The 15,669-nt window shown below is 66.8% G+C and carries 17 protein-coding genes; 6 read left to right on the forward strand and 11 right to left on the reverse strand.

What is annotated here, in order from left to right:
• Nucleotides 1-37: 37 nt before the first annotated feature.
• Nucleotides 38-412 carry a hypothetical protein gene (locus ACSYS9_RS22010; RefSeq protein ID WP_010481078.1) on the reverse strand — a complete coding sequence of 125 codons (375 nt, stop codon included), beginning with the start codon at nt 410-412 and terminating at the stop codon, nt 38-40.
• The gene (locus ACSYS9_RS22015) at nt 409-1,374 is read right to left on the reverse strand and encodes a hypothetical protein (RefSeq protein ID WP_032129558.1); all 966 of its coding nucleotides are present in this window, start codon (nt 1,372-1,374) and stop codon (nt 409-411) included. The genes ACSYS9_RS22010 and ACSYS9_RS22015 overlap by 4 nt, the downstream gene beginning before the upstream one ends.
• Nucleotides 1,375-1,537: 163 nt before the next feature.
• Between ACSYS9_RS22015 and prmA the strand changes: the two genes are divergently transcribed.
• The 3 genes from prmA to fis all read left to right on the forward strand — a co-directional run bounded on the left by prmA (nt 1,538) and on the right by fis (nt 3,661).
• Nucleotides 1,538-2,458 (forward strand): 50S ribosomal protein L11 methyltransferase, encoded by a 921-nt coding sequence (prmA, locus tag ACSYS9_RS22020; RefSeq protein ID WP_071229373.1) that lies wholly within the window; start codon nt 1,538-1,540, stop codon nt 2,456-2,458.
• Nucleotides 2,459-2,500: 42 nt separating this feature from the next.
• On the forward strand, nt 2,501-3,271 hold the full coding sequence (locus ACSYS9_RS22025; RefSeq protein WP_071229363.1) for a DUF3426 domain-containing protein: 771 nt from the start codon (nt 2,501-2,503) through the stop codon (nt 3,269-3,271).
• A 114-nt stretch (nt 3,272-3,385) separates the two neighbouring features.
• Entirely contained in the window at nt 3,386-3,661 is a 276-nt protein-coding gene (gene fis, locus ACSYS9_RS22030; RefSeq protein ID WP_005419706.1) for a DNA-binding transcriptional regulator Fis, read from the forward strand.
• Between the two features lie 126 nt (nt 3,662-3,787).
• Here fis and ACSYS9_RS22035 read toward each other — a convergent pair whose 3' ends face one another.
• The 6 genes from ACSYS9_RS22035 to ACSYS9_RS22060 are packed head-to-tail and all read right to left on the reverse strand — an operon-like array spanning nt 3,788 to nt 9,588.
• Nucleotides 3,788-4,783 carry a phosphatidate cytidylyltransferase gene (locus ACSYS9_RS22035; RefSeq protein WP_071229362.1) on the reverse strand — a complete coding sequence of 332 codons (996 nt, stop codon included), beginning with the start codon at nt 4,781-4,783 and terminating at the stop codon, nt 3,788-3,790.
• Complete coding sequence (locus ACSYS9_RS22040; protein ID WP_071229361.1) at nt 4,780-5,409, reverse strand: lysophospholipid acyltransferase family protein; 630 nt, start codon at nt 5,407-5,409, stop codon at nt 4,780-4,782. The genes ACSYS9_RS22035 and ACSYS9_RS22040 overlap by 4 nt, the downstream gene beginning before the upstream one ends.
• Nucleotides 5,410-5,422: 13 nt before the next feature.
• Nucleotides 5,423-5,860: a hypothetical protein gene (locus tag ACSYS9_RS22045; protein ID WP_071229360.1), complete on the reverse strand. Its 438-nt coding sequence runs from the start codon at nt 5,858-5,860 to the stop codon at nt 5,423-5,425.
• The gene (locus ACSYS9_RS22050; protein ID WP_071229359.1) at nt 5,857-7,185 is read right to left on the reverse strand and encodes a phosphatase PAP2/dual specificity phosphatase family protein; all 1,329 of its coding nucleotides are present in this window, start codon (nt 7,183-7,185) and stop codon (nt 5,857-5,859) included. The genes ACSYS9_RS22045 and ACSYS9_RS22050 overlap by 4 nt, the downstream gene beginning before the upstream one ends.
• The gene (locus ACSYS9_RS22055) at nt 7,185-8,936 is read right to left on the reverse strand and encodes a bifunctional alpha/beta hydrolase/class I SAM-dependent methyltransferase (protein WP_071229358.1); all 1,752 of its coding nucleotides are present in this window, start codon (nt 8,934-8,936) and stop codon (nt 7,185-7,187) included. The genes ACSYS9_RS22050 and ACSYS9_RS22055 overlap by 1 nt, the downstream gene beginning before the upstream one ends.
• A 34-nt stretch (nt 8,937-8,970) precedes the next feature.
• Nucleotides 8,971-9,588 (reverse strand): CDP-alcohol phosphatidyltransferase family protein, encoded by a 618-nt coding sequence (locus ACSYS9_RS22060; RefSeq protein ID WP_071229372.1) that lies wholly within the window; start codon nt 9,586-9,588, stop codon nt 8,971-8,973.
• A gap of 209 nt (nt 9,589-9,797) precedes the next feature.
• Here ACSYS9_RS22060 and purH point away from each other — a divergent pair, with 209 nt between their 5' ends.
• The 3 genes from purH to purD are packed head-to-tail and all read left to right on the forward strand — an operon-like array spanning nt 9,798 to nt 13,618.
• A complete protein-coding gene (gene purH, locus ACSYS9_RS22065) occupies nt 9,798-11,381 on the forward strand; it encodes a bifunctional phosphoribosylaminoimidazolecarboxamide formyltransferase/IMP cyclohydrolase (RefSeq protein ID WP_071229357.1) in 1,584 nt (527 codons plus the stop codon).
• A 16-nt stretch (nt 11,382-11,397) separates the two neighbouring features.
• Nucleotides 11,398-12,276: a hypothetical protein gene (locus tag ACSYS9_RS22070; protein WP_071229356.1), complete on the forward strand. Its 879-nt coding sequence runs from the start codon at nt 11,398-11,400 to the stop codon at nt 12,274-12,276.
• A 58-nt stretch (nt 12,277-12,334) separates the two neighbouring features.
• The gene (gene purD / locus ACSYS9_RS22075) at nt 12,335-13,618 is read left to right on the forward strand and encodes a phosphoribosylamine--glycine ligase (RefSeq protein ID WP_071229355.1); all 1,284 of its coding nucleotides are present in this window, start codon (nt 12,335-12,337) and stop codon (nt 13,616-13,618) included.
• A gap of 113 nt (nt 13,619-13,731) precedes the next feature.
• Here the strand turns inward: purD and ACSYS9_RS22080 are convergent, their stop codons facing one another.
• From ACSYS9_RS22080 to rpoH, 3 genes are all read right to left on the reverse strand, one after another.
• Nucleotides 13,732-14,064: a helix-turn-helix domain-containing protein gene (locus tag ACSYS9_RS22080; protein WP_071229354.1), complete on the reverse strand. Its 333-nt coding sequence runs from the start codon at nt 14,062-14,064 to the stop codon at nt 13,732-13,734.
• Complete coding sequence (locus ACSYS9_RS22085) at nt 14,048-14,392, reverse strand: type II toxin-antitoxin system RelE/ParE family toxin (RefSeq protein ID WP_440568582.1); 345 nt, start codon at nt 14,390-14,392, stop codon at nt 14,048-14,050. Before ACSYS9_RS22085 ends, ACSYS9_RS22080 begins: the two co-directional genes overlap by 17 nt.
• Nucleotides 14,393-14,607: 215 nt before the next feature.
• Nucleotides 14,608-15,483: an RNA polymerase sigma factor RpoH gene (gene rpoH / locus ACSYS9_RS22090; protein ID WP_071229352.1), complete on the reverse strand. Its 876-nt coding sequence runs from the start codon at nt 15,481-15,483 to the stop codon at nt 14,608-14,610.
• Nucleotides 15,484-15,669 lie beyond the last annotated feature (186 nt).

A 15,669-nucleotide genomic window follows, 5' to 3' on the forward strand; every position in this document is an offset into this window, starting at 1 on the left:
CTCAGCCGAGCGTGGGCTTGGCGCTACAGCAGGCGCATCAGCGCTTGTCGGCAGCTTCGGCCGGAATCTGCGAGTTCGCCAGCGGACGCACGCCATTGGGCGACGTCGGGTCGACGATCACCATGGTCTCGGTCGAACCATCCGGCCACACCACCTGGAAGGTGCTGCCCGCCGGCAGCGACGCGAACGGCATGCCGCTCTGCGCGCGATAGACCGCGGCCACCTGGCTGGCACCGGCACGGCGCACGTCTTCCTGCGCCTTCACCGTGGTCAGTTCCACCTTCGACAGATGCCGGTAGCGATCTTCATAGGTATCGATCATCAACAGGCCAACCGCGCCGGCCGAGTAGGCCACGAACAGGGCCACCCAGAACCAGAACTTGGCCCCGTGCAGGAATCGGCGGTAGTTCATTGCTCGTTCCTCTTTCCAACCAATCGCTTGATCCATTCCTTCATCTTCCCAGCGCCCTGCCGCGATACCGCAGCGTCATACACGAAATCCCGGAAATCCTGCGTACCATCCTGCGAACAGATCCCTCCGTTCGCACAAAAACTGTTGACCAGCACACTGTCTGCCCCACACGGTAGACCGAGTTCGCAGGCCGCAAGCCGCCATGCGAGTTCACTGAGCTGCTCGCCCGCCACCAGGCCGTTGAGCGCGCGGTCACCCGAGGCGCGCACGCCCATGCCCGGTGCGATCGCCATGAAGGCCTCCGGGTCGCGCGAGGTGCGCACCCGTTCAACCAGGTCACGGCGGTACTCGGGGCTGTCCTGCAGCGGTTCGCCCTCGGCGAACAACGCAGCCTCAGCAGCCAGATTGCCTTGTGCGGCCGCCTTGCGACGTTCGGACAGCACCAAGGCCGTGCCCAGCTTGTCGCCCGGCACGAAACCACCACAACGCTGCGCGACGCGTTCGCGCGCCTGCACCATCGCCGGTGCGGCGGTCAGGCCCAGCCCGGCCAGCACGTTGTTGTCCAAGCGGTAGCCACCCGGATCGACCGCGTACTGCGCGCAGTAGTCATAGACACGGCTGAGCATCCAGCGCGCCTCGTGGTTGCCTTCGTCCGCCTGGGCACGCAACCGCTGAGCATAGGCATACAGGTCGGTGGCGTCTTCGATATCGGCGCGGAGATCCAGGGGCAGCCCGGACGGCAATGCGTTGCCACGCTCGAAGGGTGCCAGGCGGCGCGCGAGCGCCTCCGGCATCACCGGCAGCGGCGCCGCACTGTCAGCGGCCGCGACCGCACCTGCCAGATCCGCCGACGCTACCGAAGACGTCGCAGCATGGCCGCTGGCCCGATAACCGGCCACGCCCAGCACGGCCACAGCCGGCAGTACGAGCAACCAGGTTTTCAGGGTCGGAGCGAAGGCCATCGGCGGCGGTAGGCGATGCGGCGCATAGGAAAGCACGAAGTTTAGCAAGGCCCGACGGGCCTGTCTGAACGGGCTTCGTTCATCTCGGAGCGGCATCTCAGGCAATACGGAGACGCCCCGATGGTCTAGCATGGCCCCCTTTCCCGCGATTGCCCCCACCACCATGCCGTTCCTGGAACTGACCCTGCGCTGCACCGAAGCCACCCAGCCCCGCTATGAAAATGCGCTGGAGGACGTTGGTGCACTGGCCGTGACCCTGCTCGATGCCGAGGCCGATACCAGCAACGAACAGGCCATTCTCGAACCGGGCGTGGGCGAGACCCCGCTGTGGGACACGCTGGTGCTGAGCGCACTGTTCCCCGCCGACAGCAACGCGCTGTTGCTGCTGGCCGCACTGGAATCCTTCGATCCGGAGCTGGACTGGAGCAGCGGCAGCTTCCGCGCGGTCGAGGATGAAGACTGGGAACGTGCCTGGCTCGACCAGTTCCAGCCGATGGACTTCGGCAGCCGCACCTGGATCGTGCCGTGGAACCATGAACTGCCGGAGGCCGCACAGGCCGCCGATGCCGCCGTGGTGCGGTTGGACCCGGGCCTGGCGTTCGGTTCGGGCACCCACCCGACCACCGCACTGTGCCTGCGCTGGCTGGACCAGTTGGCGGTCGATGGCCTGCTGCAGGGCCAGCGCGTGCTCGACTTCGGTTGCGGCTCGGGCATCCTCGCACTGGCCGCGCTGAAGCTGGGCGCCGCCGAAGCCATCGGCGTGGACAACGATCCGCAGGCCCTGGTCGCCACCGCCGACAATGCCGAGCGCAACGGCGAGCAGGCCCGCATGCATGTGTACCTGCCGCAGGACGAACCGGTCGCGACCTATCCGATCGTGGTCGCCAACATCCTCGCCTCGGCGCTGGATGCGCTGGCCGAACTGCTGGCTGCGCGCGTTGCTGCCGGTGGCCGCATCGCCCTGTCCGGCATCCTGCATGGCCAGGAAGGCGAACTGCTGCAGCGCTACGCAGCATGGTTCGACGATCTGCAGGCCACCCAGGATGGCGACTGGATGCGCATCACCGGCGTGCGCCGCGCCTGATCGTGGTTGAATGACTGCTGGATCCGAGCCCGCGCCCTGAGCATGTCCGAGCCGAACCCACCGCGCCGTCCCCTGGCCACCTTCCTGCGCACGACGCCGGAGGGTGAGCCTGCGCCTGCGACCGATGCGCGCATGCAGGACGAAGCCGGGCACGCAACGCCCGTGGAGCAGATGCAGGCCGAGCCCATCGACCTGGCACGCCCACCGGCGACAGAGATGCGACACGACGATGACGTTGTCATCGTTGATGAAGCAGCGGCCATCGAGCCGGCGCCGGTCGCGGTGCAGGCAACGGCGGTCGCCAGTGATGCCCCCAGCTTCCTCGGCAGCGCGCGCACGCGCACGCTGCCAACACCCCGCTGGCACTGGCTGCTGGTCGCCGGGCTGGCATTGCTGCTGGTACTGCAGAGCGTGCTGGCCGACCGCGCGCGGCTGGCCGCCGACGCCGGCAACCGCGCATGGCTGGGCACGCTGTGCGGCGTGCTGCGCTGCAGCCTGCCTGCCTGGCACGAACCCGCTGCGTTCACCATGACCAGCCGCGAGATCCGCCCCCTGCCGGGCCAGGCCGGTGTGCTGCAGGTACAGGCCAGCATCCGCAACGATGCGCGCTGGGCACAGGCGTGGCCGGACCTGCGGTTGTCATTGTCCGATGCCGATGGCCGGGTGATCGGCAGCGGCGTGTTCACGCCCGCGCAGTACCTGGGCGAGAACCCCGGCGCCGCCCTGCTGGAACCGGGCCAGAGCGCGCGCGTCGCCTTCCGTGTGCAGGAGCCCGCTGCGTCCACCGTCGCATTCACCTTCGACTTCCTCTGACCGGGGAGAGGCGACCAGCCGTGGCAGGCCGGGCACGCTCGCGCTAGACTGGCCGCCACCACCTCGTCCGGCCGCGCGCTCCGCGCGCACGGGCCAACCGAATCGGGAACCCCCTTGAACGCTGTCCTTTCTCGTCCTGACAACAGTCGTGGCGCTCCCCGGCCACCGCTGCGTGAACATGTCGCCCAATCCGTGCGCCGTTACCTGCGTGACCTCGATGGCTGCGACGCGGACGATGTCTACGAGATCGTGCTGCGCGAGATGGAGATTCCGCTGTTCGTGGAAGTGCTCAACCACTGCGAAGGCAACCAGAGCCGCGCCGCCGCGATGCTGGGCATCCACCGTGCCACCCTGCGCAAGAAGCTGAAGGAATACGGCATCAGCGCGTAAACGCGCGCAGGTAGTGCCGGCCGCTGGCCGGCAACCCCACGAACGATGGCAGGATGTTGCAGTTGCCGGCCAGCGGCCGGCACTACCGGTAGATCCACGCCATGCGTGGATGGAAGCCCGGCAGAATCAACCGCCGCCGCCCGCCTTCCAGTAATACCGCACCACGTGGAAGAACACCGGCGCGGCGAAGCACACCGAATCCAGCCGGTCGAGCATGCCGCCATGGCCCTCGATCATGTGGCCCCAGTCCTTGATGCCCCGGTCACGCTTGATCGCCGACATCACCAGGCCGCCCCAGAACCCCATCAGGTTGATCAGCAGCGACAGGCCGAACGCCTGCAGCGGCGTGAACGGGGTGATCCACCACAGCGCCGCACCCAGCGCGCTGGCACAGAGCACGCCGCCCACGAAGCCCTCCACCGTCTTTGAAGGCGAAAGTTTCGGCGCGATCAGGTGCTTGCCCAACAACTTGCCCCAGATGTACTGCAGCACGTCCGAGGACTGCACCACGATCACCAGGAAGGCGAACAGCAGCACGTTGCGCGACGGGTCATGGCCGGGCACGTGCAGGTTCAGCAGCAGCGGCACATGCGAGATGCAGAACACGCAGATCATCAACCCCCACTGCACCTTCGCGGTCCGCTCCAGGTAGTGCGTGGTATCACCGCCAATGGTCGACAGGATCGGCAGGAACAGGAACGCATAGACCGGAATCAACAGCGTGTACATGCCGTACCAGTCGATCCAGACCAGGTAGTACTGCCACGGCAGCACGATGTAGAACGCGGCCAGCAGCGCGTAGTAGTCGCCCGAGCGGGTCGGCGCCAGGGTGATGAACTCGCGCAGTGCGAACAGCGAGATGATCGCGAACAGCACGATCACCCCGGCACGACCGAAGAACAGCGCCAGCCCGACCACGATCGCCATCACCCACCACGCGCGGATGCGCGAGACCAGGTTGGCGATCACCGCGCTGGGCTGCCCACGCTGGCGCCAGCGCAATGTCTCGGCCACCAGCGTGGCCAGCACCAGCACCGCACCCACGCCAGCAAACAGCAGGCCGGTCTGCTGGCCCACGCTCTGCGCTGCCAGGTCGCCGGACACATCGATCAGGAAACTCATGCGCGCCCCCCGTTCGGCGCCAGGTCCAGCAGCGCCTGCCGGCTGCGGGCCAGGAAGGCCGCCTTGTCCTCGTCGGCCTGCAGCCGCAGCGGCGTACCGAAGGTGGCCGTGCACAGCAGCGGCAGCGGCAGGAACCGGCCCTTGGGCATCACCCGCTTCAGGTTGTCGATCCACACCGGTACGAATTCCAGCTCCGGTCGTTGCCGTGCCAGGTGATAGATGCCGCTCTTGAACGGCAGCAGCGGCTCATCGCCCACGTTGCGGGTACCTTCCGGAAACAGGATCAGCGAGCAGTCTTCGTCCACCGCGTCACGCAGGGGCTGCAGCGGATCCTGCTGGCGATGGCCGGCCTCGCGCTCGACCAGCACGCCGTTGAACACCGCATCGATCAGGTAGCGACGCAGGCCGTCGCGCTGCCAGTATTCGGCCGCGGCAACTGGCCGCACCTGGCGCCGCAACGCAGGCGGCATCGACGACCAGATCAGCACGAAGTCGCCATGGCTGGCGTGGTTGCCGTAGTACACGCGGCGCTCGCTGGACGGCGCGCAACCGATCCACAGCGCGCGGGCACCGGTCACTACATGGATCGCACCACTGCAGGCGCGGGCAATCAGTTCGGCGAACATTGGTCCCTCCCGTTCACGTCTGCGGCCACAACACGGCCAGCACCAGCAGTGCGAACTGCACCGCTGTCAGCAGGTACTGGCGCAGCAGCAGGCGACGCATGCCGGCCCAGCGCGCGTCCCAGCCCCGCAGGGGCGCATCGGGCGACGCGCGGCGCAGGCCACTGTCGTGCAGCAGCTGATCAGTGCGGCGCGCGGCGGCATCGCCGTCCAGGCGCTCATCGCGCAGCAGCTGCAGCAGGCTGGCGTCCAGCGCCACCCGCCACGCGTGGTAGATCTGTGCGATGCCCGCGGCAACACTGAGCAGCAACAGGCCGGCGGCAATCATCGCCAGGCCCGGTTCGGTGCCGAGCAGCAGCAGCGCCACCAGCAGCAGGCCCAGCGACAGGCCGGCCGGCCAACGGCCCTGCCGCAGCAGCAGCTGCATGGTCGCCAGATCGGGAACCGTACTCACGTGCGTGCTCCCGCTGCAGCAGTGATGGCATGCAGATGCGCCGCGCCCAGCACGATGCCCGGACGTGCCGTGCGCACGATCGCCACCGCGGCATCGGTATCGGTGGCACGACCACTGCGCAGCAGCCAGGCCGCCACACTGGCAGCACTGCGCGAATAGCCCAGCGCACAGCACACCAGCAGCGGTCCGTGCGCGCGCAGCCGCTCGATCGCCTCGGCCGCATCGCGCAGCTGTTCTGGCGTGGGCACCACCAGGTCCAGCATCGGCACGCTGGCATACCCGGCGCCCGGCGCGCGGCAGGACAGTTCGGCACAGGCATCGACCACGCCGACCAAGGGTGCCGGCAATGCAGCGCAGGGAACACGCCCCAGCCATACACCGTCCATCACCGGCACCGGCTGCGGCGCACGCCGCGTCCACAGCCGCGAATTGATCCAGGCTGCGCCCAGGTACGGCGCCAGCAGCCAGCGTGCCGCCATTGCCAGACGTCCATCGGCGCGCTTCTGGAACACCGCCGTACCCAGCCCGGCATAGGCCAGCGCCACCAGCAGCAGCGATACCACCGGCCACAGCAGCCACAACGCCGCGCCACGCAGAAGCACCACCGGCACCAGCAATGCAGCGGCCCCCAGCAGGTACAGCGCTGCCAGGCGCCAACGTTTGGCGTCACGCGCGGTGCGCCAGGCACGCAAGGGTGGCGTGCCCTGCTCCGGCCACAGCCAGACGCACAGCCAACCGGCCAGCAGGCCGGTCGGGATATCGATGAAATGATGCTGGAATGTGGTCAGCACCGAGACGCCGATCAGCAGCGCCCACACATGCAGTACCCAACGCCACACCCCATGCAGGTACTGCGCGAATTTCACCCACAGCACGATCAGCAACACGATGTGCAGTGATGGCGCCTGGTTGAACGGCTTGTCGAAGCCCAGCAGCACATCGAACAACCAGCCGAACACACCGCCGATCTCCGGCCGCTCGAAACTGAAGCGCAGTGGCCACAGCAGGAAGCAGGTCACCGCGATCAACTGTGCACTGAACAACCGCAACGCATGCCGGTCCAGCTCCAACCGTTGCCGGCACAGGAAGAAGGAAACCGCATAGAACAGATCGATCGACCAGTACGGCACGATCGTCCACGGTACGAACGGAATCTGCGTTTCCCATCCGAACGCCATCACCGGCAGTTCGGCATGGCGGCCAGCCATCCAGTTGGCGAAGCCATAGCTGGCGAAGAAGAATGGGCCCAGCAGGGCCAGCCACAACAGGGCGCGCCGCCAGGGGCGCCCCTCTGCGGCCAGCGGGGATGCGGCGAGCGTCGCCATCACTCTGTCCGGCGCGCCAGCGACACCGTGAAGATGCCGAATTCGTCGATACGCTGCGCCACCTTCTCGAACCCGGCCAGGCGCACCAGCTCGTCCATTTCCTGCTGGGTACGGCGGCGCATCACCCACGCGGCGCCGCCACGGTGGCTGGTCAGTGCGCGTGCGATGAACTCCAGCTGCGGGTGCCACGGCTGGCCGGTGTAGGCCAGGTAGCCACCGACCGGCACCGTTGCAGCAATCCCCTGCAGCGATCGCAGCACCGCATCGTTGTCGGGGAACAGTTCGTACAGGCCCGATACCACGGCCAGCGTCGGTACTGGATCGACCTTGGCCAGCTGTGCCGGGTCGAACGCATCACCCTGCTCGAAGCGGGCAATGTCGGTCGCGCCGAGGCGCTCGATCAAGGCCTGACCCTGGGTGACGTTCAGATCACTGAAGTCGCGCAGCACGATGCGCTCGGCGCGCTGTTCGCCCTGGCCCAGCGCTTCCAGCACGTAGCGGCCATGGCCGGCAGCCACGTCCAGCACGCGCACCGGCGTGCCCTGCCCGCGCAGGCGCTGGGCAGCGTCGCGCAGCAGTTCCTGCAGGTGCTGGCCGCGAATGCGGATGCCGCGCCAGCCGATCGCATCCAGATAGTTGCGATCGACCATGCGCCCCAACGGGCCCTTGCCGCGCGCCTCATCGCGATAGATGTAGTCGAGCGTGCTGCCCGAATCGAATCCGGTCTGCAGACCCAGCGCGATGCCTTCGGACAACGTTCCGCCGAAGCGCAGGCCGCCACGTACCACGCGCCAGCGCAGGTCGGCCAGGCTGTTGCGTTCCGGTGGCCAGGCCAGGATCTCCGATTCTTCGAAAGTCGGCCCATGGCGGTGCGCATCGCGCCGCGACAGTTCGCGCAGCGGCTCGGCGAAACGTGCCTGGATGAAACTGCGGATACGCGCCAGCGCCGGCGCCCGATCGCGCTCGCCCAGCGTATCGTGGAAGAAGCCCGGCAGATGCACGCGCTCCTTGATCGGGCTGGACAGGCGCTCGTAGAAGCGGTCCTGCGGGCCACGGTGCACCACGAAATCCGAGCCGGACACCAGCAGCTGCACCGGCACGCTGATCGCCTGCGCATCGGCGACGATGCGGTCGGCCGCTTCGTACAGGCCCAGCAACACGCGCACCGAGATCGGCCGGGTGATCAGCGGATCGGTGCGGTAGCTTTCCACTCGCGCCGGATCGTGGGTCAGCCACTGCGGCTTGACGTAGCTGTTGACGAAGAAATTGCCGCGCAGCTTCTGCATCAAGGCCAGGCCCGGGCGTGCGAACGGCACGTACAGCTTCACCTTGAACGCCGGCGAAGCCATCACCAGCGCGCGCAGGCGCGGCGCGTAGTCGTGCACCCAGGTGGCGGCGACCACCGCCCCCACGCTCTGCGCGATCACCACGATGTCTTCCACCGCGATGCCATGCTCGGCGCCGATGTGGGCGATGAAGCTGTCCAGATCACGCACCAGCGCCGGGAAGCCCGGGGCATCGCCACGTGCGCCGGGCGAACGGCCATTACCGCGTGCATCCCAGGCGAAGAAGGCGGTGTCGGGCAGGTCCAGCTCATCGACCAGGTGGGTGACCCGGCCAGAATGTTCATGGCCGCGATGCAGCAGCACGACAGCCTTGGTGGCTGGGGTCGCGGTGGTGCTCGCCCAGTACCGGTAGAACAGCGGTACTTGGTCGAAGCTGTGGAATTCCCGTTCCTGCGCCTGACGCATGCAATCTCCTGATTGTCTTTTTGTATCTGCTTGATTAATTCGGCGAAACCGCCGCTTCCCGCAGTCCGCGACGGACGCGATTGATCATCGTCAGCACGCACAGCACCGCCATGGCCGCGGCCACGCCAGTGACAGTCATCGCAGCCCCCCAGCCGAACGCCAGCAGCAGGCCCAGCACGCCGATGACGAACGCGCGGTCGCTCTTGCCCATCGGGCCGTCATAGCGGCGGCTGGCACCGACCATCAGCCCCAGCACCCCGGTGTACTCGCTCAGGGCCGCCGTCCAGGCCAGCAGCCACAGCGCTTCCGGGCGCACGCCCGGCACGCTGAGCAGGCTCAGGTACAGCGCCGCGTCGGCGATCACATCGCACAGCTCGTTCAGATAAGCGCCCAGCCGCGACTGCTGGCCGAACTCGCGGGCCAGCATGCCGTCCACGGCGTTGAGTGCCATGCGCAGCAGCATCCACAGCGGCAGCAGCAGGTACAGCAGGGGCTGGGCCGGCGCGCAGCACCACACGGCGGCAGCCACCAGCAGCGAGACCACGGCGGCGGCCACGGTCACCGTATTGGCGGTGATCCCCATGCGGTACAGGCCGCGTACGGCCGGACGCAACAGGTCCTGGAAACGTCCTTTCAATGCATAGATCGACACGATCTGTACCTGCTGATCCTTGGCAGTCCGGGCACAGCCTACCCGATCGGGGCGATGCCGCCCCATCGGATTGCTTGCAGTCTGCAACCAACCGGGCTGTGCCGAAGGGGGCCGCAGGCCCGCGCCGGCAGCCGATTTCGCCCGGCGGCGCCCGCCACCGGCCCCCACCGCCTACAATATCGGCCCCGCTCCGCTGCCGATTCTGTCCCATGACTGCTGATCTGTTGCCCGTCCGCCGGGCCCTCCTCTCCGTTTCCGACAAGACCGGCCTGGCCGAGCTGGCCACCGCGCTGGCGGCACGCGGCGTGGAGCTGCTGTCCACCGGCGGCACCGCCAAGGCCATTCGCGACATGGGCCTGGCCGTGAAGGACGTGGCCGACGTCACCGGCTTCCCGGAAATGATGGATGGCCGGGTCAAGAGCCTGCACCCGATGGTGCACGGCGGCCTGCTGGGCCGTTCGGGCCTGGATGATGCGGTGATGGCCGAGCACGGCATCGGCGCCATCGACCTGCTGGTGCTGAACCTGTACCCGTTCGAGTCGGTCACCGCCAAGGCCGATTGCACCCTGGCCGACGCGGTCGAGAACATCGACATCGGCGGCCCGGCCATGCTGCGCTCGGCGGCCAAGAACTTCGCCCGCGTGGCGGTGTCCACCGATCCGTCGCAGTACGCCGAGCTGCTGGCCTCGCTGGAGGCCAACAACGGCCAGCTGTCGGCTGCCACCCGCTTCGCGTTCTCGGTGGCCGCGTTCAACCGCGTCGCCCAGTACGACGCCGCGATCAGCAACTACCTGTCGGCGGTCACCGCCACCGACGCTGCGGTGCCGGCGCGTACCGAGTACCCGGCACAGATGAACTCCACCTTCGTGAAGGTGATGGACCTGCGCTACGGCGAGAACCCGCACCAGAGCGGCGCGTTCTACCGCGACCTGTACCCGGTGCCGGGCACGCTGGCGACCTTCCAGCAGCTGCAGGGCAAGGAACTGAGCTACAACAACCTGGCCGATGCCGACGCGGCGTGGGAATGCGTGCGCCAGTTCGATGCGCCGGCCTGCGTCATCGTCAAGCACGCCAACCCGTGCGGCGTGGCGGTCGGTGCCGGCAATGGCGATGCCTACGAGCTGGCCTACGCCACCGACCCGACCAGCGCCTTCGGCGGCATCATTGCCTTCAACAAACCGCTGGACGCCGCCACCGCCAAGGTGATTCTGGACCGCCAGTTCGTCGAAGTGCTGATCGCCCCGGACTACGAGCCGGCCGCGCTGGAATACGCGCAGAAGAAGGCCAACGTGCGCGTGCTGCGCATCCCGCACGGCGATGGCCTGAACAACTTCGACAGCAAGCGCGTCGGCTCGGGCCTGCTGCTGCAGTCCTCGGACAACCGCGGCATGACCCGCGACGAACTGAAGGTGGTCAGCAAGCTGGCGCCGACCGACAAGCAGTTCACCGACCTGCTGTTCGCCTGGAAGGTGGCCAAGTTCGTGAAGTCCAACGCGATCGTCTATGCCAAGGACAACCGCACCATCGGTGTCGGCGCCGGCCAGATGAGCCGCGTGTACTCGGCCCGCATCGCCGGCATCAAGGCCGCCGATGCGAACCTGGTGGTCGAGGGCTCGGTGATGGCCTCCGATGCGTTCTTCCCGTTCCGCGACGGCATCGATGCCGCTGCCGCCGCCGGCATCAAGGCGGTCATCCAGCCGGGCGGTTCGATGCGCGATGCCGAAGTGATCGCCGCCGCCGACGAACATGGCCTGGCCATGGTGTTCACCGGCGTGCGCCACTTCCGCCATTGATCCTGGAGCGACACGGATGTCCACAGTTTCAATGAAATCGCTGGCCGCCCTCGCCCTCGCGGGCGCGGCCATGCTGGCCGGCTGCAAGCCTGCTGTCGAGCCCAGCGCGAGCCCGAAGGCAGATGCGCCTGCGATGGCCCCCGCCTCACCGGCGCAGCATGTCAGCCGCACCGCACGACTGCAGGCTTTCCTGGTCCAGCGCTACGGCAGCAACGCCACGCTCTCCGCTGAATGGCGCGGCAGCTGGACCGACGATGGCGATACCCATGCGGTGGACTGGCAGGTCTGCGCGGAACAACCGGTGGTGAGCGGGGACAGCTGGCAGCAGTTGTTGGCCGTGTGCGGTGCGCTGGTCGATGGCGCGCACATCGACCCGGGAACCATCGAGTTCTTTGTGCTGCGCCCCAAGGGCGATGGCTTCGAGGTGACCAGCGAACTGACCGGCGAGCGCTTCGGTAGCGGCGGCCAGCCCGGCACCGCCAGCATCATCCGCGCCGGCAGTGACTTCTATGGTTTCCGCGTCGAGGACGGCTGGTTCGGGCAGGGCTTCTCGCTGCTCTCGCAGTCGCTGATCCTGCCGGGCCCGAACGGCCTGGTGGCCAGTGGCAGCGTGCGCAGCCATATCGACAATGACGCCCAGTACGAGTGCGACACGGTCGACGCCAGTACCGACCCGGACACCGCCAATGACTGCCGCACCCGCCGCTTCAGCATCGATTTCGCCCTGCGTTTCGACGACAGCGACCGCAGCGCGCGGGTCTGGCCGCTGCTGATCGACGAAACCGGCACCACCTGCGGTGGCAAGCAGGTCCGGCAGCAACACCGCTTCACCCTGGACCCGAAGACCTGGGCCTATTCCTTCCCCGAATCGCTGCGACGCGAAGGCTGCGAGTGAACCACGCGCGCCGCCGGGGATATCGATCTTCCCTTCCCACGCAATCTGGAATCTCGTGATGAACGTACTTGTCATCGGCTCTGGCGGCCGCGAACACGCCCTGGCATGGAAGCTGGCCCAGTCCTCCCGTGTCACCGAAGTGATCGTGGCGCCCGGCAACGCCGGCACTGCCAGCGAAGACAAGTGCCGCAACGTGGCGGTCAAGGTCACCGATATCGACGGCCTGCTGGCGCTGGCACAGGCCGAAGGCGTGGCGCTGACCGTGGTCGGCCCGGAAGTACCGCTGGTGGCCGGTGTGGTCGACCGCTTCCGCGCTGCTGGCCTGCGTATCTTCGGGCCGACCGCCGCTGCCGCGCAGCTGGAAGGCAGCAAGGCCTACGCCAAGGACTTCCTGGCCCGCCACGACATCCCCACCGCGTTCTACGCCGTGCACACCGACGTGGACGCCGCCCTGGCCTACATCCGCGAGAAGGGCGCACCGATCGTGGTCAAGGCCGATGGCCTGGCCGCTGGCAAGGGCGTGATCGTCGCAATGACCCTGGCCGAAGCCGAAGACGCGGTGCGTGACATGCTCTCCGGCAACGCGTTCGGCGATGCCGGCGCACGTGTGGTGATCGAGGAATTCCTCGACGGCGAGGAAGCCAGCTTCATTTCGATGGTGGACGGCGTGCATGCGCTGCCGATGGCCACCTCGCAGGACCACAAGCGCGTCGGCGACGGCGATACCGGCCCGAACACCGGCGGCATGGGCGCCTATTCGCCGGCCCCGGTGGTCACGCCGGATGTGCACGCCCGCGTGATGCGCGAGGTGGTGAACCCGACCGTGCAGGGCATGATCGCCGACGGCATCCCGTTCACTGGCTTTCTCTACGCCGGCCTGATGATCGATGCCAACGGCGCACCGAAGGTGATCGAATTCAACGTGCGCTTCGGCGACCCGGAAACCCAGCCGGTGATGCTGCGCCTGCAGTCGGATCTGGTCGAGCTGGTGGAAGCCGCCATCGACGGCCGCCTGGACCAGGTGGAAGCACACTGGGACGCGCGCCCGTCGCTGGGCGTGGTGCTGGCGGCGAAGCCTTACCCGGAAACGCCGATCAGCGGTGACGTGATTTCCGGCCTGGGCGATGTGCCCGCCAGTGCCAAGGTGTTCCATGCCGGTACGGCATTGGATGCGCAGGGCCAGGTCGTCAGCGCCGGCGGCCGCGTTCTGTGCGTGGCCGCACTGGGCGACAGCGTGCGCGACGCGCAGGCGAATGCGTATGCAGGCGTGGCCAAGGTGACCTGGGCCAACGAGTTCCACCGCAACGACATCGGCTGGCGGGCGATCGCACGCGAAGAGTGACGGCCGCGCCGCAGCCACGCATGGCGTGGCTCTACTGACACTGGGTAGATCCACGCCATGCGTGGATTGAACGCCTCGGAAAAACAAAGGCCCGGCAGAACCGGGCCTTTGCTTTACAGGACTGCTTCGAGTCCCTTCCGATCAATCAGGTTAAGCAACTTCAGTGACGGTCCGCTGGGCTTCTTTTCGCCCTGCTCCCAGCTGCGTACGGTGGAAACGCTGGTATTGAGAACTCCCGCAAAGACCGGCTGACTGAGCTGCAATGACGTACGCAGGGCACGTATCTGGGCACCGCTGTACTCAGGCACCGGCTCAAGGCAAAGCGCTTCGTAGCTGCTCAATCGACGTTTATCGATGAAACCATGCGCGTGCAGACTCACAGCGGCATCATGCACCGCCTCAAGAAGCGCACTTTTCGCGCGCCGTCGCTCAGGGGTCTTCGTCATGGTCGATCTCCTGTAGATCCCCGTACTGCACGGCACGATTCAACTGCGCCGCACTCATTTTCAGGAACTCCGATGCGTACAGCTGCAGCGCATCGCGTTCCGCATTCGTGATTGCAGCACGTTCATTCTTCTCGTAGCCGAAAAGGAAGAACCAATGCCCGCCTCGCTGTGTGGCGACGATGGTTCGAGCGCTTCCGCGCTTTCCTCGCCCCGGCAAGGCAACGCGCTTCTTGAAGATTCCGCCGCCAAGATCAGCATCCACCAGACCCGCTTCCATTTCACGTACCGACCGGTACAGCGCAGCATCGGACAGGGTGGTCCTGCGCATGCTGCGATTGAAACTTCGGGTGCGGAAAACGCGTGGCATGATCTTACCGTGCCACCTGGTGGTACGGCGTGAACATCAGGATCCAGCGCATGACCCGGTCGGCGCAACCACCGCCCCGGCGTCAGAGTAGAGCCACGTCATGCGTAGCTAAGCCCCACAAACGAAAAAGGCCCGGCACTGCTGCCGAGCCTTTCACAATTGCGACGCCTTTCCGCTTACGCGGTGAACAGCGCCTTCATCTTCTTCAGCGCGTTCGCTTCAACCTGGCGGATACGCTCGGCCGACACGCCGTATTCGTCAGCCAGTTCCTGCAGGGTCACCTTGCTGTCCGCATCCAGCCAGCGGCGGCGGATGATGTCGCGCGAGCGGGCGTCCAGCTCGGCGAGGCCTTCGCGCAGCAGCTGCATCTGGTTGTCTTCGCTGTCCTCGCGCTCGTAGGCCATCGACGGATCTTCGTCGTTGGCAACCAGGAACGCGGCCGGCGACGGCGGCGCGTGTTCGTTGTCTTCGTCGGCCGGCGCATCGAAACCGATATCGCGACCGGACAGGCGCGACTCCATTTCCATGACCTCGCGCTCGGACACGTTCAGGTCCTTCGCCACCGCGCTGACCTCAGCCGCGTTCATCCAGCCCAGGCGCGTCTTCGACTTGCGCAGGTTGAAGAACAGCTTACGCTGCGCCTTGGTGGTGGCGACCTTCACGATGCGCCAGTTCTTCAGGATGAACTCGTGCATCTCGGCACGGATCCAGTGCACGGCAAAGGAGACCAGGCGCACGCCCATGTCCGGGTCGAAGCGCTTGACCGCCTTCATCAGGCCGATGTTGCCTTCCTGGATCAGGTCGCCCAGCGCAAGGCCGTAGCCGTTGTAGCCGCGGGCCACGTGCACCACGAAGCGCAGATGCGAATGCACCAGCTCGCGGGCGGCGTCCAGATCGTTGCCGTCGCGGAAGCGACGGGCCAGGTCCTGTTCGTCATCGACCGACAGCACCGGGATCTGGTGCACGGCACCGATGTAGGCGTCCAGCGAACCGAGCGCACTGGGAATCGGGAGATTGTTTGCCACAAGGGCAGTAGAGGTGTTCTGGCTCATAGGCACCCATCTTAGCAGTCCGGCATTTGGACTGCTAAAGGAGGAAAAAGTTCCAGCGTCCCATTGATGCAACACTGGTCCCAAGCAGAACCCTACCGTAGCGCGATTTGATGACAGTGGCGAGCACGCTTTTCGGGATTCACAATCCCTTGGAATTCAATCAATTACCTGCCGGAAACCGGCCGA

The organism is Stenotrophomonas sp. STK17_22, from assembly GCF_051983905.1.
In the GTDB taxonomy this organism is placed as follows: domain Bacteria; phylum Pseudomonadota; class Gammaproteobacteria; order Xanthomonadales; family Xanthomonadaceae; genus Stenotrophomonas; species Stenotrophomonas maltophilia_A.

Coding starts and splice junctions, on each gene's coding strand:
- ACSYS9_RS22010 (WP_010481078.1), bottom strand. CDS start 412: ATGAACTACCGCCGATTCCTGCACGGGGCCAAGTTCTGGTTCTGGGTG.
- ACSYS9_RS22015 (WP_032129558.1), bottom strand. CDS start 1,374: ATGGCCTTCGCTCCGACCCTGAAAACCTGGTTGCTCGTACTGCCGGCT.
- prmA (WP_071229373.1), top strand. CDS start 1,538: ATGCCGTTCCTGGAACTGACCCTGCGCTGCACCGAAGCCACCCAGCCC.
- ACSYS9_RS22025 (WP_071229363.1), top strand. CDS start 2,501: ATGTCCGAGCCGAACCCACCGCGCCGTCCCCTGGCCACCTTCCTGCGC.
- ACSYS9_RS22035 (WP_071229362.1), bottom strand. CDS start 4,783: ATGAGTTTCCTGATCGATGTGTCCGGCGACCTGGCAGCGCAGAGCGTG.
- ACSYS9_RS22040 (WP_071229361.1), bottom strand. CDS start 5,409: ATGTTCGCCGAACTGATTGCCCGCGCCTGCAGTGGTGCGATCCATGTA.
- ACSYS9_RS22050 (WP_071229359.1), bottom strand. CDS start 7,185: ATGGCGACGCTCGCCGCATCCCCGCTGGCCGCAGAGGGGCGCCCCTGG.
- ACSYS9_RS22055 (WP_071229358.1), bottom strand. CDS start 8,936: ATGCGTCAGGCGCAGGAACGGGAATTCCACAGCTTCGACCAAGTACCG.
- purH (WP_071229357.1), top strand. CDS start 9,798: ATGACTGCTGATCTGTTGCCCGTCCGCCGGGCCCTCCTCTCCGTTTCC.
- ACSYS9_RS22070 (WP_071229356.1), top strand. CDS start 11,398: ATGTCCACAGTTTCAATGAAATCGCTGGCCGCCCTCGCCCTCGCGGGC.
- purD (WP_071229355.1), top strand. CDS start 12,335: ATGAACGTACTTGTCATCGGCTCTGGCGGCCGCGAACACGCCCTGGCA.
- ACSYS9_RS22080 (WP_071229354.1), bottom strand. CDS start 14,064: ATGACGAAGACCCCTGAGCGACGGCGCGCGAAAAGTGCGCTTCTTGAG.
- ACSYS9_RS22085 (WP_440568582.1), bottom strand. CDS start 14,392: ATGCGCAGGACCACCCTGTCCGATGCTGCGCTGTACCGGTCGGTACGT.
- rpoH (WP_071229352.1), bottom strand. CDS start 15,483: ATGAGCCAGAACACCTCTACTGCCCTTGTGGCAAACAATCTCCCGATT.